Genomic DNA, 14,534 nt, shown 5'->3' with positions numbered 1-14,534 from the left:
TGTCGAGTTGATGCTGGTCATTCCGCATCAACTCGACACAGTGTCGCGGATCAGACCACCGACTCCCGGTGCATGTCGGTGTAGTTCACCTGGTGGGAGTCCAGCAGCTGGGCCAGCGCCTCGTAGTCGTTCTGCTCGAGGAAGGTGCGCTCGGCCTCGGTGATCGGCACCGCCATCAGCCAGTGCACCTTGAGGTCGTCATCGATCTCCACCGCACCGAGATCCCCGGCGGTGAAGGGGTGCGACCACATGATGTGCGGGGTGGTGGCCTTGTCGTCGTAGAGGGAGACGACGTCGCCGTAGACGACGCCGGGGGCCATCATCCAGCCGTCCTGGAGCACCGCGAAGGCGCAGGATCCCAGGATCTTGCCCATGACGTCGGAACCGGGCATGCCGACCGCCATCAGCTCGACGCGGACGTCCAGCTTCGTGCCGTCGGCCATCGGCAGTTCATTGGGCCGGGCGTGCAGGGTGACGGTCGACCAGGTCGTCCAGCCGGGGGCCGGTGCGTCGGCACAGGTGAGGACGTCGACGCGGTTGTCGCCGGCGGCGTCCACCATCCCCTCGACATTCGGCGTCCCGCCGATCGACCCGACGGCGGCGCCCACGACTGCAGGGCCGGTCGGGGGCAGGGTCTCGGGGACCGCGACGTCGGCAGGCAGCTCCTCGGGGTCTATGGGCCCGGGGACGAATCCCCCGGGTAGTCGGGCAGCGTCCATATGGTCGTCGTTGGTCACGCCCTCACCTTAATAGGCGGGGGAACGACCCCCCCGGCCCCCCTCGTAGCGGCAAGCCAGCACTAACCCAGTACCCCGTCGCCGGCCACAACGAAACTGGCGCCTGTGAGTTTACTGTGGAGATTTTCCTCCCAACACGCCGTCCCCGAGCCCCAGCGAGCGCTGGGACGGCGTGTTGGGAGGAAATTCCCCCAGTCAGGGACGGCAGGGGAAAGGCCCTGGGAACGACAGCGGGCCCGGCCAGGGGAAAGGCGGCGGCCCCCTCAGTCCCGAGGTTTCCGGGCGACGACGGAGAAGGTCAGCGGGATCCGGGGGCTTCCCTCCGGCAGCTGCCACCCGGCATCGGTGTGGACCATGCCCTCCATCGGCCTCCAGTCCATCGCCGGATGCTCACCGAGCGCCTCTATCCGCAACCCGGCGTCCAGCAGCACCGTCACCACCTCCGACAGGTCGTGGACCCACTCGTGATTGGTGTGGCTGGGCATCGGGTCGCCGGTGTAACTCTGGTCGGAGACGTAGTCGCTCTGCCCGCCGCCCGACAGGTAATCGGTCGTGATTGTCCACGGCTCGAACTCCATCGCGCCGAGCACCGGATGGTCGTCGCGGATCAAGAACACCCCGCCGGGCTCCAGCAACGTGGCGATCGACCGCGCCCAGGCCTCCAGGTCGGGCAGCCAGACGATGGTCCCGGTGCTGGTGACCACGACGTCGAAGGTCCGGGCGATGATGTCGGAGGCGTACCGCGCGTCGCCCTCCACGAAGGTGATCGGGGCGCCCACCCGCTCGGCGATGCCGCGAGCCTGCTCCAGAGCCTTCGGGGAGAAGTCCAGGCCGTGGACGTCGCAGGCGCCCAGACGCCACCAGGACAAGGTGTCGTCGCCGATGTGGCACTGCAGATGCAGCAGGGAGCGGCCTGAGACGCTGCCCCGGGTCAAGCCGGGCCCGGCCGCCAGGTGCGGGGTCAGCACGGCCAGGTCGCGGCGGACGACGTCGGTGACGGCGCCCGGATCGGCGATCAGGGCGTCGACGGCGTAGAAGTCCGACGCAGCATGGATGCCGGCACGGTCGTCCCAGGAGGCCCTGTTGTCGGCCAGGGCATCGCTGGTCTCGGCGTCGTCGCTCATGGTCGTCCTCTCCGAGGGAACACCCATCCCATCACAACCCTGAGGTAGAACTGACACCATGACCATTCAGACCCGCTCCGTCACCTCCAGGGCCGTCGACGACGACCTGCTCGCCACGCTCCCGACCACCGACGACCCCACCCTGCGCCTGGCCCTCAACGCCGTCACGCACTCCGGCGTCGACAATTCGGCTCTGGACCGCGAGAAGGTCACCGGCACCCCCAAGGTGATGTCGAACCGCCTGGACGACTGGTCGGCCACCTCCCAGCAGAAGTCGGGCCGCTGCTGGCTGTTCTCCTCGCTCAACCTGCTGCGCTCCGCGGCCCGCACCGACCTCGGCGTCAAGGACTTCGAGCTGTCGGGCAACTACGCGGTCTTCTGGGACAAGTTCGAGCGCGCCAACTACTTCCTGAACGACATCATCGCCACCGTCTCCGAACCCCTGGACTCCCGCCTCATCCAGTTCATGCTGGCCGAAGTGCTGGGCGACGGCGGCCAGTGGGACATGGCCGTCTCCATCTACGCCAAGCACGGCGTCGTCCCCAAGGAGGCGATGCCCGAGACCGAGCCCTCGACCCACACCGCCCAGATGAACAAGCAGCTCCAGACACTGCTGCGCAAGGCCGCCCTCGACCTGCGCGAGCAGGCCGCCGCCGGCGCCTCGCAGGAGGTGCTCGACGCCGCCCGCCGCGGGATCCTCGCCGATGTCTGGCGCATCCTGGTGATCAGTCTCGGCAACCCGCCGTCCAGCTTCGAGTGGGAGTGGATCGACGACGACAAGAACTTCCACCGCGACGGCGTGCTCACCCCGACCGAGTTCTACGCGCGTCACGTCGGGATCGACCTGTCCGGCTACGTGTGCCTGGTCGACGACCCGCGCCGCGAGCACCCGAAGGGCCGGGCGCTGACCGTCGAGCATCTGGGCAATGTGGTGGGCGGGCGCCAGATCCGCTACATCAACGCGCCCATGGACACCATCAAGAGACTGGCCGCCGAGACCATCGTGGCCGGCGAGCCCGTCTGGTTCGGCGCCGACGTCTCCCAGCAGTCCGAGCGCGACGACGGCCTGCTGGTCGGCGACCTGTACGACTACTCCGGCCTGTTCGGGGTGGATCTGTCGACCACCAAGGAGCAGCGGGTCAACACCGGTGCCTCGGCGATGAACCACGCCATGCTGTTCACCGGGGTCGATGTCGCCGACGGCGCCCCGCGACGCTGGAGGGTGGAGAACTCGTGGGGCGAGGAGCCCGGCGACAAGGGCTTCTTCACCATGGACGACGCCTGGTTCACCGACTACGTCTTCGAGGTGGTGGTGAAGGTCGACTCCCTGCCTGAGGAGCTGCGGGCCGCGGTCGCCGAGGAGCCCCTGGCCCTGCCGGCCTGGGACCCGATGGGCACCCTCGCGCGCTGATCAATGGGGGGCGACATTTTCTCGTCCTGGAGACTCGGGATCCGCACCGACGGTGCCGGAACCGGGCCTCCAGGACGAGAAAATGTCGCCTGGGACTCCCCTCAGGCCCAGTCGAGGGCCGCGTTCCAGCTCTGATTCTTGGTGGCGGCCTTCACGGCCTCGGCCGAGCAGCCCATCGCGACCAGGAAGATTGCCATCCGGATTCGCAGGCCGTTGTCGGTCTGGTGGAAGATCGACAACCCGGGCAGATCGTCGACATCGCTCGACAGGTCGAAGGAGTCGTGCCGGGAGTCGCGCGGCAGCGGGTGCATGATGACGATGTCCTGCGCCCCGGCGTCGTGGAGGATCTGCCGGTTGAGCAGATTGCCCGTTACATTGGCGGTGGCCAGCACCTCCTCGGTCATCCGCTCCCGCTGGACGCGGGTGGCGTAGACCGCGTCGGCTCCGCTCACCGCCTCCCCGGCGGAGTCGCACTCGATGATCCGGTGGCCGCGTTCGGCGACGTAGTTCTCGATCTCCAGGGGCAGTTCGAGGCTGGGCGGGCTGAACAGCCGGAAGGTGATGCCCGAGGCCAGGGTGAGCAGCTTCATCAGCGAGTGCACGGTGCGCCCGTACTTGAGGTCGCCGACGATGGCGACGGTGGCCCCGTCGACCGTCTTCCCGCGAGCCTCGAGCTCCCGGGTGAGGGTGTAGAGATCCAGCAGGGCCTGGCTGGGATGCTCACCGTCACCGTCACCGGCATTGATCACCGGCACCACCGACGCCTCGGCGAACTCGGCCACCGATCCCTTGTCGGGGTGGCGGACCACCATGACGTCGGAGTAGCCCGAGACCACCCGCGAGGTGTCGTGGATCGACTCCCCCTTGGCCATCGAGGAGAAGGTGAACCCGGTGGTGGTGGTCACCTCGCCGCCCAGCCGCAGGAAGGCCGACTCGAAGCTCAGCCGGGTACGGGTGGAGGGCTCGAAGAAGAGGCTGCCCAGCACGGCGCCGTCCAGCACGGTGCAGCGGACGGTACCCGCAGCGATGGGATCGACCAGTTCGGCGAGCTCGAAGATCTGTGACAGGAGACCGGAGTCCAGCTGCTGGACGCTCAGCAGGTGACGTCCGGGGCCGAAGGGGGGGAATTCGTCGGGGGTCCGGGTCATGGGCAGGCTGCTCCTTCGCCTGGGAGGCTGTACAAGTGACCTGCCGCACGCGGCAGGGGGCACAAGGCGTCCCACCGCCGGGAATCGGGAGGCGGTGGCAGCCTATCCCCCGTCCGCCGTCGACCGGGGCGGCGTCCATGGGCGCGAGTTCACTCCCGGGCATTTCAGCCGGAGAGGGGCCTGCACGTCGCGGATCTGTCCCGACCCCCGCGCGTCGCGCTGAAATGCCCGGATACCGCGAGGGGCAATACGCCCCCGACTCGCCAGGGCCGGAAGTCACAGTCGGCACCCGACGGCGATCCGCTTCGCTGCTGCCGCAGGAATGGTTGTATGAAGACTGTTGGTCACAGCTCCTGAGAGGACGCGCCCATGCCGCAGAATCCCGTCGTCTCGCGCCGCAGTTTCGGCAAGGCCGCCGCCGGAACCACCGCGGCTCTCGCCCTGGGCGGCGGCATGCTCGGTTCCTTGGCGGCATGCAGCTCCTCCGACGACAACGCCCCCGACGCCGCCAGACAGTCGGCCCAGAAACTCGCGGCCGGGCTCACCAAGGGCGACCTGAAGAACGTCCCCCTCGACGACCCGGCCACCGCCGTCTCCGACCTCAAGGTCATCTTCACCGGCATGGACGGGCTGCGTCCCATCACCGCTCTCGCCTCGGTGACGAAGGACGGCGATTCCTGCACCGCCACGCTGGCCCACACCCTGGCCCTCGGCTCCCGGAAGTGGGCTTTCACCTCCACCGCCACCCTCAACCAGGACGCCGGCACCTGGAAGACCGCCTGGGAACCGGCGATCGTCCACCCCCAGCTCGGTCAGGCCACCCGGCTGCGGCACACCCGCAAGCTCGGCGAGCGCGCCCCCATCACCGGCAACGAGGGCAAGGACATCGTCGTCAAGCACACCGTGCATGATCTCGGCATCGACAAGTCCCACCTCGACAAGACGAAGTGGGAGGCCTCCGCGACCGCCCTGGCCAAGCTGGTCAAGATCGACGCCAAGACCTACGTCGCCAAGGTGAAGGCCGCAGGCGACCAGGCCTTCGTCGTCGCCATCACCGTCCGCGAGCAGGACATCCCGCGCAATATCGACAGCGTCGACGGAGCCTCGGTTGTCGACCGCGATCTCATGCTCGCCTCCACCCGCACCTTCGCGATCGGACTGCTCGGCACCTCGGGACTGGCCGACGACTCGGACGTCAAGCGAGGCAAGGGCGAGATCCAGGAGGGCGACGTGGTGGGCAAGTCCGGTCTCCAGCTGCGCTACGACGACCAGCTGCGCGGCAAGGTCGGACACGTCATCTCGATCGTCGCCCGCAAGGACCCGACGTCCTCCGCATCTCCAGCCTCCCAGCCCACAGTCACGGCGACCGGCTCGTCCAGTGCGTCCCCCGACACACCGCAGGGCCTCTTCTCGGTTCCGGCCACCGACGGCAAGGCGTTGCGCGTCACCCTGGATCCGGACTCCCAGTCCAAGGCCGAGGCGGCGCTCAGCCCGGTCAAGGGGGTCGCCTGCCTGGTGGCCGTGCAACCCGGCACCGGCCGCATCCTGGCCGCCGCGAACTCCACGGCCGCCAGCGCCAACGGCTACGCCACCTCCGGTCAGTACGCACCCGGCTCCACCTTCAAGATCGCCACCACCCTGGCCCTGGTGCGGGCCGGGCTCACGACGTCCTCACCGGTGAACTGCTCGCCGAACATCACCGTCAACGGGCGCAGCTTCCACAACTACTCCGACTACGACTCCTCCTACTCGGGCTCGATCCCACTGGTCGACGCCGTGGCGCAGTCGTGCAACACCGCCTTCATCTCCCAGCACGCCAAGGTGACCTCGGCAACCCTGCGCAAGGCCGCCGGGAGCCTGGGCATGGGCACCGACTACGACACCGGCTTCCCGGCCTTCTACGGCCAGGTGAGCGACACCACCGCCGCCGACGTGCTGGCCTCCGACATGATCGGCCAGGGCGGGGTGCTGGCCTCCCCGATGGCGATGGCCGGGGTGGCAGCCTCGGTGGCGGCCGGCAGGACCGTCATCCCCTGGCTGGTCGAGGGCCATCAGCCGAAGTCGAAGGCCACCGCGCTGTCCACCAAGGAGGTGGCCGCACTGCGGCAGGTGATGATCGCGACCGTCCAGAAGGGTTCGGGCCGGGTACTCTCGGGACTCGCCACGGGTGCCAAGACGGGCACCGCCGAGTTCGGAGAGTCAGGAAAGTTGAGGACCCACGCGTGGATGATCTGCTGGACGTCAGCCATCGCGGTCGCCTGCATGGTCGAGATCGGCGAGTCCGGGTCGGGGACCGCCGGCCCGCTGATCAAGGCCTTCCTGTCATGAGATCTGCCATGAGCGGCTCCACGTGGGGGGCGATACCATGCTGAGCCCGCTGAACGTGCTGGTCCCCATGAAGGGGAGCACCACCCTGTTCAAGAATTTCGAGTGGATCTGGCCGCAGACGCCGATCCATCTGGGCTACATCATCGTCGTGGCGCTGGTGGCGCGCTGGCTGATGCGCAAGGGCATCGACCAGCTCATCAAATGGATGAACTCCCGCAGCGCCAAGCGCCCCGCACCCGAGGTGAACCGGACCGGCCGGGCCTGGAGCGACATCATCGGCCGTGGCGCGGAGCGCCAGACCAAACGGGCCACCACGATGGGCCGGCTGATGTCGAACATCAGCGTGGCCCTCATCGCTCTCATCGCGATCTTCTCCGGCTTCTCCGCGGTCGGCATCCAGCTGACGCCGGTCATCGCCTCGGCGGGAGTGGCCGGCATCGCGATCGCCTTCGGCGCGCAGTCCCTGGTGAAGGACCTGCTCACCGGCATGTTCCTGATCTTCGAGGATCAGTACGGGGTGGGCGATGTGGTGGAGATCGACGAACTCAAGGGCACCGTGGAGGAGGTGGGTCTGCGCACCACCAGGCTCCGCGATTTCAACGGCATGTCCTGGTACCTGCGCAACGGCGAGATCCTCAAGGTGGGCAATATCACCCAGGGCTGGGCCCAGGAGACCATCGACATCGCCGTCCACCAGTCGGAGGACCCGCAGGTCGTGATGAGGGTGATCCGCAAGGTACTGGCGGAGGTGGACCAGGATCCGGCCTTCGCCGAATCCCTGCTCGAGGAGCCCACCGTGCTCGGCGTGACCGATATCTCGAAGGGTGTGATGACCTTCCAGGTGAGCGTCAAGTGCGTCGCCCAGTCGCAGTTCGACGTCATCCGGACCACCCGCCGCAAGGTCAAGGACGCCTTCGACGAGGCGCGGATCAGGGGCGCCTTCTGATGACCTGGGCGATCATCGGGCTGGGGCTTCTGTTCACCCTGCCGATCATCGTGCTCGGCGCCGGGTTCCTGGTGATGATGATCGCCAGGCCCGGCCTCACCGGGGCCCGGTCGGGCCCGGGCCGCGTGCCACCCGGCCAGGCGCCCCCCGATCAGCCCGATCAACCGGATCAGCCCGATCCGCCGGACCCGCGGCTACTCGGTCCCCATGGCCTCGGCGACCACCCGGACCAGCAGCCCCCTGGCCCCGGCGATTGACCTGGCCGGGTCCGGCTCGATGTCCGAGAGCGCCAGGACCCCGTCGAAGGCGTCGCGGTCCTCCCCCTCCAGATCGCACACCCCGCACACGGCCCACACCGGCACGCCGGCCGCCCGGGCCATCCGCCGGACGGCGTCGGGGGTCTTGCCGAGCAGCGTCTGGTGGTCCAGCCGTCCCTCGCCGGTGATCACCAGGGAGGCGCCGGCGATGTGCTCGGTGGCGTGCGACCAGCCGAGCACCACCTGCGCCCCGGGCCGGTAGCCGGCCCCCAGGCAGAGCAGCGCGAAGCCCGTCCCGCCGGCCGCACCGGCCCCCGGATCGTCGCGGTGGATGACTCCCAGCGCCGGCTCGACGGCTCCGGCGAACATCTCCAGGGCGTGGTCGGCGCGAGCGATCCCCTCGGCGTCGAGGCCCTTCTGCGGCCCGAAGACGGCGGCCGCCCCGTTCTTTCCGAGCAGGGGGCTGGTGACGTCGCAGGCCACCGTGAGCTCCACCTCGGCCAGCCGCGGACTGAGGTGGGTGAGATCGACCAGGTCGAGGGCCTCCAGGCCCGCCGCCCCGGCGTCGATGTCGTTGCGCTCGCGGTCCAGGAAGCGCGCCCCCAGGGCCTCCAGCAGCCCGGCCCCGCCATCGGTGCTGGCCGATCCGCCGATCCCGATGGTGATGGACGTCACCCCGGCGCGCAGGGCGGCCGCGATCACCTCGCCCAGCCCTCTGCTGGACGCCGTCAGGGCGCGTTGCGGGGTGGGCGGGCCGGACACCCGGTCGGCCCTCTCCAGGCCGCAGCAGGCCGCCATCTCGATGACGGCGTCGTCGCCCCGGCGGGCCCATTCGACCTCGGCGAGATCGCCGGTGGCGCCGTGACAGCGTGTGGTCACGGCCTGGTAGCCGGCCGCCAGGGCCGCGTCGAGGGTCCCCTCCCCGCCGTCTGCCACCGGGATGGTGATCACCGGCAGCCCGGCCTCCCCCCGGTGGATCCCCTCGGCCACGGCCTGACAGGCCTGACTGCTGGTCAGCGACCCCTTGAAGGAGTCCACGGCGACGACGACGGTGCCGATGTCGGTCACGACGGCTTGCGCACTCATGGGCCTCAGCATGTCACCTGTTCGCCGTGCGGTCCGCTCCCGGGGGACCACCCTGGCCAGGATCGGCCGGTCCCGGCTCCGCCCGGTGGGACGTTCGGCGGCCCGCCCGGCGACCGCCCGGAGTTCGGGAGGTCGGGAGCCGAGGTGAAACCGGACCGCACCACGTAAACTGAAACACTGTGCCCGGACCACTTGACGCCCTGAACCCCACCGATGAGGAACGGGGCTGCACCCTGCCCCGGCTGCTGGAGCACAGGATCGAGCGGCTGTTCACCTCGATCCCGCTGGTGTCGGATCTGGGCCGGCTGTTCGCGCAGGCGGGCCATGACCTGTACCTGGTGGGCGGATCGGTGCGCGACGCCCTGATGGGCACCCTGGGTCACGATCTCGATTTCACCACGGACGCCCACCCCGACGAGATCGAGAGGCTGGTGCGCACCCGCACCCACGCGGTGTGGGACATCGGTCGGCAGTTCGGCACCATTGGTTGCAAGATCCCTTCGGGAGGCGGTTGCAAGATCCCTTCGGGGAGTCCGAAGAACCCTGCTGACGCTGGCAGGAACCCCGCCGAGGGCTCTGCGACCTCCGCCGACGCCGGCACCCCCGATTCCTGGGTGGTCGAGATCACCACCTACCGCACCGACGTCTACCGGCCCGATTCCCGCAAGCCCGAGATCGCCTTCGGGACCACCATCGACGAGGACCTGATCCGCCGCGACTTCACCATCAACGCGATGGCCGTACATGCAGACACCCGCGGATTCGCCGACCCCCACGCCGGGCTGGCCGACATCGCCGCCGGACTGCTGCGCACCCCCTTCCCTCCCGAGCGGTCCTTCTCCGACGACCCGCTTCGGATGATGCGGGCAGCCCGGTTCACCTCCCAGCTGGGCTTCCAGGTCACCGACCCGGTCCGCGAGGCGATGACCGAGATGGCCGGGCGGATCGAGATCATCTCGGCCGAGCGGGTCCGCGACGAACTGTCGAAGCTGCTGCTCACGGACAGTCCCCGCCAGGGGCTGGATCTGCTGGTGAGCACCGGGATCGCCGGATACGTACTGCCGGAGCTGCCGGCCCTGCGGCTGGAGCGCGACGAGCACCACCGCCACAAGGACGTCTACCAGCACAGCCTCACCGTGCTCGACAAGTCGATCGCGCTGGAGAAGAGCCGCGGCCACCGGCCCGACCTCACCGGACGACTCGCCGCACTGCTGCACGACATCGGCAAGCCCGCCACCCGCCGCTTCGAGGCCGGCGGGAAGGTCTCCTTCCACCATCACGACATCGTCGGCGCCAAGCTCGCCAAGAAGCGGCTGCGGGCTCTGGCCTTCCCCGGCCAGCAGGTCAAGGACGTCGCCCGGCTGGTCGAGCTGCACCTGCGCTTCCACGGCTACGGGGATCAGGCCTGGACCGATTCCGCGGTGCGCCGCTACGTCCGCGACGCCGGGGACCAGCTGGAGCGCCTGCACATCCTCACCCGCTCCGACTGCACGACCAGGAATCGCCGCAAGGCCGAGCGGCTCGAGTTCGCCTATGACGATCTGGAGCACCGCATCGGCGAGCTCGAGGCCCAGGAGGAGCTGGAGGCGATCCGGCCCGATCTCGACGGCTCCCAGATCATGGAGACCCTCGGGATCAGGCCCGGGCCGGTGGTCGGGAAGGCCTACAAATTCCTGCTGAACCTGCGCCTGGACGAGGGCCCGAAGACCCCCGACCAGGTCCGCGAGGCCCTGCTGGCCTGGTGGGCCGATCAGCCCGAGTCCAACTGATCGTTCCGGCCGGAAGGGGAATGACGGTGTACGACCTCGCAGACGCGGTGACGGCCGATCCCGGCGCCCCGCGCAGCCGGATCCTCAGCCCCTTCGACCAGGAGCCGGTGGGCGAGGTCCCGCTGACCGGGAGCGCGGCCCTGGATCGGGCCTTCACCACGGCGTCGGCCGCCCAGAAGGCCTGGGAGACCACCTCGCTGCGCGACCGCGCCCGGATCCTGGAGCGCTTCGCCGGACTGCTGATCGATCATCGCGACGACCTGCTGGATCTCATCGGTCTGGAGACCGGCAAGAACCGTGCCAGCGCCATGGAGGAGTTCGCCGACACCGTGCTGTGGACCCATCACGTGGCCCGCCGAGGACCGGCCCTGCTGCGGGAAAGACGCCGTCCGGGAGCCTTCCCGGTGCTCACCAGGACCGTCGAGAGGCATCTGCCCAAGGGCGTGGTCGGCGTCATCACCCCGTGGAACTATCCGCTGACGCTGCCCATCGGCGATGCCGTGCCGGCCCTGATGGCGGGCAACGCGGTGATCCTCAAGCCGGACTCGCAGACCCCGCTGACCGCCGCTGCGGCGCTGAGTCTGCTGCGCGAGGCCGGGCTGCCGACCGAGCTCATGCAGATCGCCGTGGGGCCGGGACGCCGCATCGGTGCCCCGATCGTCGAGCGCTCCGACTTCCTCATGTTCACCGGCTCCACCGCCACCGGCAGGGAACTCGCCGCTCGCTGCGCCGAGCGGCTGATCGGCTTCTCGGCCGAGCTCGGCGGCAAGAATCCGCTCCTGGTCCTGGCCGACGCCGACCTGTCCCGGGCGGTGCCCGGCGCGGTTCACGCCTGTTTCGCCAATTCCGGCCAGCTGTGCATCAGCATGGAACGGATCTACGTCCACGAGTCGGTCTGGGAACCCTTCGTGACCCGCTTCGTGGCGCGGACGCGGGCCCTGCGGCTGGCTGCGGGCACCGGGTGGGACGCCGACATGGGGTCGCTGGCCGGGGCCGGGCAGCTCAGGAAGGCCGTCGAGGCCGTCGACGACGCGCGGGCCAAGGGAGCGACGGTACTGGCCGGGGGGCGTCCGCGCCCCGACCTTGGCCCGTACTTCTACGAACCGACCGTGCTGAGCAACGTCGTCCCGGGCATGAGGGTCCACGACGAGGAGACCTTCGGCCCGGTGGTGAGCCTGTACCGGGCGGCGTCGGACGAGGAGGCGGTGGACGCCGCCGACGACTCGGAGTACGGCCTGAACGCGAGCGTGTGGTCGCGGAGACGTGGCGGCTGGGCGGCCCGCCGGCTGCACAGCGGGACCGTGAACATCAATGAGGGGTACGGGGCGGCATGGGCCTCCCACGACGCCCCGATGGGCGGGTTCAAGGCGTCAGGGCTGGGACGCCGGCACGGGGATGAGGGGATCCTCAAGTACACCGAGGCGCAGACCGTGGCCGCCCAGCGGCTCATCCCGATCGCGGGCCCGGCCGCCCTGGGCCACCGTGCCTGGGCAGGCCTGCTCACCGGCGGGGTCCGGGCGCTGCGCCGGTTCAGGTGAGGTCAGGCGGCCGGAGCTCGTGTTCATGATCCGGACATGTGTACCGAGGATTGGGACGACGTCTTAATCTGTGCGTCGAGGCGGACGGGCAGACGGCTCGCCGGAGTGGCCTCCCCGACGCCGGCGACTGCGGCGACGGGCTCACAGGAGGCTCAGCCGATGTCGAGGATCCAGCAGTTCGGGTCATGGCTGACGAAATGGTTCACAGCCGTGGTCGTGGTATGGGCCGCATTCACCTACCTCATTCCCCAGGCCGGGGTCTGGGCGAAGTCGTACACCAACATCTTCCTGTCCGTCATCCTCTTCGGGATGGGGATGACACTCAGCCTGGGCGACTTCAAGCGCCTCGTGAAGATGCCGCTGATGGTCATTGTCGGCACTGTCGCCCACTACGTGATCATGCCGCTGCTGGCGGTGCTGCTCTGCTGGATCTTCCACCTCGACGGGATGCTGGCGGTCGGCGTGATCCTGGTCGGCTGCTGCCCCTCGGGCACCTCGTCGAACGTGATGTCCTTCCTGTCGCGCGGCGACGTGGCCCTCGACGTCTCGATCGGACTGGTCTCCACCCTGCTGGCACCGCTCATGGTGCCGCTGCTGATGAGCCTGCTGGCCAGCCAGTACGTCTCCATCCCCACCGGGAAGCTGTTCATGACCGCTCTGCAGGTCGTCCTGATCCCCCTGGTGCTGGGCGTGACCGTGCACACCCTCTTCGGCCACAAGGTGGACGGCGTGCGGACCGTCATGCCGGCCGTCTCCCAGCTGGCGATCCTCGTGATCATCGGCGCCGTGGTCTCGGCCAACCACGCCGTCCTGTTCAGCGCGGCCACCGCCCTGGCGCTGCCCGTGGTGATCCTGCACAATCTCTCCGGTTACGGTCTGGGCTACCTGTTCAGCCGGCTGATGTACCGCGTCTACCCGAAGGGCTTCGGCTACGCCCAGCAGAAGGCCATCACCTTCGAGGTCGGCATGCAGGACTCGGGTCTGGGGGCGACGCTGGCGCTGCAGGCCTTCGCCGCCAACCCGATCGTCGCGATCCCCTCGACCTTCTTCAGTGTCTGGCACAACATCTCCGGATCGGTGCTGGCCTCCTGGTGGCGCCGTCACGATGATCGCAGGAAGATCGCCGGCGCGACCGGGGCGGCTCCCGCCGAGAAGCAACCGGTCTCCGTCGGCTGAGATCGCAGGGGACCCCGGATCGTCTCATCCCGGGTCCCCGGCTCGCTCGTTCAAGGGCTGGCCGTCGGGCGTCACTCGTCGGGGTGGATGACGATCTTGCCTTGGATGTGGCCCGTCCTCGACTCCTCGAAGGCCTCGGGCAGCTCGGCCAGCGGGTATGTCGCGGCGATGTCGGCGTGCAGCTCGCCGGTGACCGCCAGACCGGCCAGTTCGTTGGTCTGAGTGCCGGAGGGGCGCACCCATGCGTACAGGCCGCCCTCGGAGGCGACGGCGGGGTCGGCGATCGAGCCGTGCGCCCCGCCCGGGGTGAGCACCTCCCTGGTCACATCCAGCACCCCGCCGATCAGATCGAGCACGACGTCCACCCCGCCGGGCGCGATCTCGCGCACCCGCTCGGCCAGCCCCTCGCCGTAGGCCACCGGGGTGGCGCCGAGGGCCTTGAGGCGCTCGTGGTTGCGCTCGGACGCCGTGCCGATCACCTGGGCGCCCAGGTGCTGGGCGATCTGGACGGCGAAGGACCCGACGCCGCCCGAGGCGTTGTGGATGAGCACGGTCTGGCCGGCTTCCGTGCCCAGCCGGGTGAGGGTCTGGTAGGCGGTGAGCCCGGCCAGCGGCAACGCACCGGCCTGGTCCCAGTCCAGCTCGGCGGGCTTGTGGGCCAGGGCCTCCAGGGGCACCGGGACCAGTTCGGCGAAGGTGCCGTGATGGATCCAGGCGGTGCGGGCATAGGCCAGCACCTCATCACCGACCTCGTATCCGGGAACGTCGGCGCCCAGCTGCTCGATGACCCCGGCGACATCCCAGCCCGGAACCACCGGGAACACGGAGTCGTAGATCGGGTCGAGTCCCCCGGCCATCACCTTCCAGTCGACCGGATTGACCCCGGCCGCTCTCACCCTCACCAGGGCGTAGCCCGGCGGCGTCTTCGGGACGGGCCGGTCGTCGACGAGTTCAAGGACCTCACTGCCGCCGAAGCGGCTGTACTGCTGGGCGCGCATGGCGCCACCGTAACCG

The 14,534-nt window shown here is 69.4% G+C and carries 11 protein-coding genes; 6 read left to right on the top strand and 5 right to left on the bottom strand.

Features of this window, described 5'->3' with window-relative positions; all coding sequences use genetic code 11:
* Positions 1 to 50: 50 nt before the first annotated feature.
* A complete protein-coding gene (locus JS278_RS00835; protein ID WP_015071996.1) occupies positions 51 to 737 on the bottom strand; it encodes a suppressor of fused domain protein in 687 nt (228 codons plus the stop codon).
* A gap of 263 nt (positions 738 to 1,000) precedes the next feature.
* Positions 1,001 to 1,861: a class I SAM-dependent methyltransferase gene (locus JS278_RS00830; protein ID WP_114043529.1), complete on the bottom strand. Its 861-nt coding sequence runs from the start codon at positions 1,859 to 1,861 to the stop codon at positions 1,001 to 1,003.
* Between the two features lie 58 nt (positions 1,862 to 1,919).
* Here JS278_RS00830 and JS278_RS00825 point away from each other — a divergent pair, with 58 nt between their 5' ends.
* Entirely contained in the window at positions 1,920 to 3,272 is a 1,353-nt protein-coding gene (locus JS278_RS00825) for a C1 family peptidase (RefSeq protein WP_114043528.1), read from the top strand.
* A gap of 101 nt (positions 3,273 to 3,373) precedes the next feature.
* On the opposite strand, the gene pyrB is transcribed toward JS278_RS00825, so the two are convergent.
* On the bottom strand, positions 3,374 to 4,420 hold the full coding sequence (gene pyrB / locus JS278_RS00820; protein ID WP_114043527.1) for an aspartate carbamoyltransferase: 1,047 nt from the start codon (positions 4,418 to 4,420) through the stop codon (positions 3,374 to 3,376).
* Between the two features lie 369 nt (positions 4,421 to 4,789).
* Here pyrB and JS278_RS00815 point away from each other — a divergent pair, with 369 nt between their 5' ends.
* Together JS278_RS00815 and JS278_RS00810 are read left to right on the top strand one after the other, a co-directional pair.
* Positions 4,790 to 6,748 carry a penicillin-binding transpeptidase domain-containing protein gene (locus tag JS278_RS00815; RefSeq protein ID WP_114043526.1) on the top strand — a complete coding sequence of 653 codons (1,959 nt, stop codon included), beginning with the start codon at positions 4,790 to 4,792 and terminating at the stop codon, positions 6,746 to 6,748.
* 37 nt (positions 6,749 to 6,785) lie between these two features.
* Positions 6,786 to 7,694: a mechanosensitive ion channel family protein gene (locus JS278_RS00810; protein WP_114043525.1), complete on the top strand. Its 909-nt coding sequence runs from the start codon at positions 6,786 to 6,788 to the stop codon at positions 7,692 to 7,694.
* 194 nt (positions 7,695 to 7,888) lie between these two features.
* Here JS278_RS00810 and JS278_RS00800 read toward each other — a convergent pair whose 3' ends face one another.
* Positions 7,889 to 9,037, bottom strand: coding sequence for a glycerate kinase (locus JS278_RS00800; protein WP_245935156.1), 1,149 nt, complete (start codon positions 9,035 to 9,037; stop codon positions 7,889 to 7,891).
* A gap of 179 nt (positions 9,038 to 9,216) precedes the next feature.
* Between JS278_RS00800 and JS278_RS00795 the strand changes: the two genes are divergently transcribed.
* The 3 genes from JS278_RS00795 to JS278_RS00785 all read left to right on the top strand — a co-directional run bounded on the left by JS278_RS00795 (position 9,217) and on the right by JS278_RS00785 (position 13,520).
* Complete coding sequence (locus JS278_RS00795) at positions 9,217 to 10,806, top strand: CCA tRNA nucleotidyltransferase (protein WP_114043522.1); 1,590 nt, start codon at positions 9,217 to 9,219, stop codon at positions 10,804 to 10,806.
* Between the two features lie 20 nt (positions 10,807 to 10,826).
* Positions 10,827 to 12,344, top strand: a complete 1,518-nt coding sequence (locus tag JS278_RS00790; RefSeq protein ID WP_114043521.1) for a succinic semialdehyde dehydrogenase — start codon at positions 10,827 to 10,829, stop codon at positions 12,342 to 12,344.
* A 159-nt stretch (positions 12,345 to 12,503) separates the two neighbouring features.
* Positions 12,504 to 13,520 carry a bile acid:sodium symporter family protein gene (locus JS278_RS00785; protein WP_114043520.1) on the top strand — a complete coding sequence of 339 codons (1,017 nt, stop codon included), beginning with the start codon at positions 12,504 to 12,506 and terminating at the stop codon, positions 13,518 to 13,520.
* Between the two features lie 71 nt (positions 13,521 to 13,591).
* On the opposite strand, the gene JS278_RS00780 is transcribed toward JS278_RS00785, so the two are convergent.
* Positions 13,592 to 14,518, bottom strand: coding sequence for an NADP-dependent oxidoreductase (locus JS278_RS00780; protein WP_114043519.1), 927 nt, complete (start codon positions 14,516 to 14,518; stop codon positions 13,592 to 13,594).
* Positions 14,519 to 14,534 lie beyond the last annotated feature (16 nt).

This window comes from Acidipropionibacterium virtanenii (genome assembly GCF_003325455.1).
Lineage (GTDB): Bacteria > Actinomycetota > Actinomycetes > Propionibacteriales > Propionibacteriaceae > Acidipropionibacterium > Acidipropionibacterium virtanenii.
This window is presented reverse-complemented; position numbering and strand designations above follow the sequence as displayed.

Excerpts from the sequence above, each read along its gene's own strand:
- JS278_RS00830 (WP_114043529.1), bottom strand. The coding sequence starts at position 1,861 with ATGAGCGACGACGCCGAGACCAGCGATGCCCTGGCCGACAACAGGGCC.
- JS278_RS00825 (WP_114043528.1), top strand. The coding sequence starts at position 1,920 with ATGACCATTCAGACCCGCTCCGTCACCTCCAGGGCCGTCGACGACGAC.
- pyrB (WP_114043527.1), bottom strand. The coding sequence starts at position 4,420 with ATGACCCGGACCCCCGACGAATTCCCCCCCTTCGGCCCCGGACGTCAC.
- JS278_RS00815 (WP_114043526.1), top strand. The coding sequence starts at position 4,790 with ATGCCGCAGAATCCCGTCGTCTCGCGCCGCAGTTTCGGCAAGGCCGCC.
- JS278_RS00810 (WP_114043525.1), top strand. The coding sequence starts at position 6,786 with ATGCTGAGCCCGCTGAACGTGCTGGTCCCCATGAAGGGGAGCACCACC.
- JS278_RS00800 (WP_245935156.1), bottom strand. The coding sequence starts at position 9,037 with ATGAGTGCGCAAGCCGTCGTGACCGACATCGGCACCGTCGTCGTCGCC.
- JS278_RS00790 (WP_114043521.1), top strand. The coding sequence starts at position 10,827 with ATGACGGTGTACGACCTCGCAGACGCGGTGACGGCCGATCCCGGCGCC.
- JS278_RS00785 (WP_114043520.1), top strand. The coding sequence starts at position 12,504 with ATGTCGAGGATCCAGCAGTTCGGGTCATGGCTGACGAAATGGTTCACA.
- JS278_RS00780 (WP_114043519.1), bottom strand. The coding sequence starts at position 14,518 with ATGCGCGCCCAGCAGTACAGCCGCTTCGGCGGCAGTGAGGTCCTTGAA.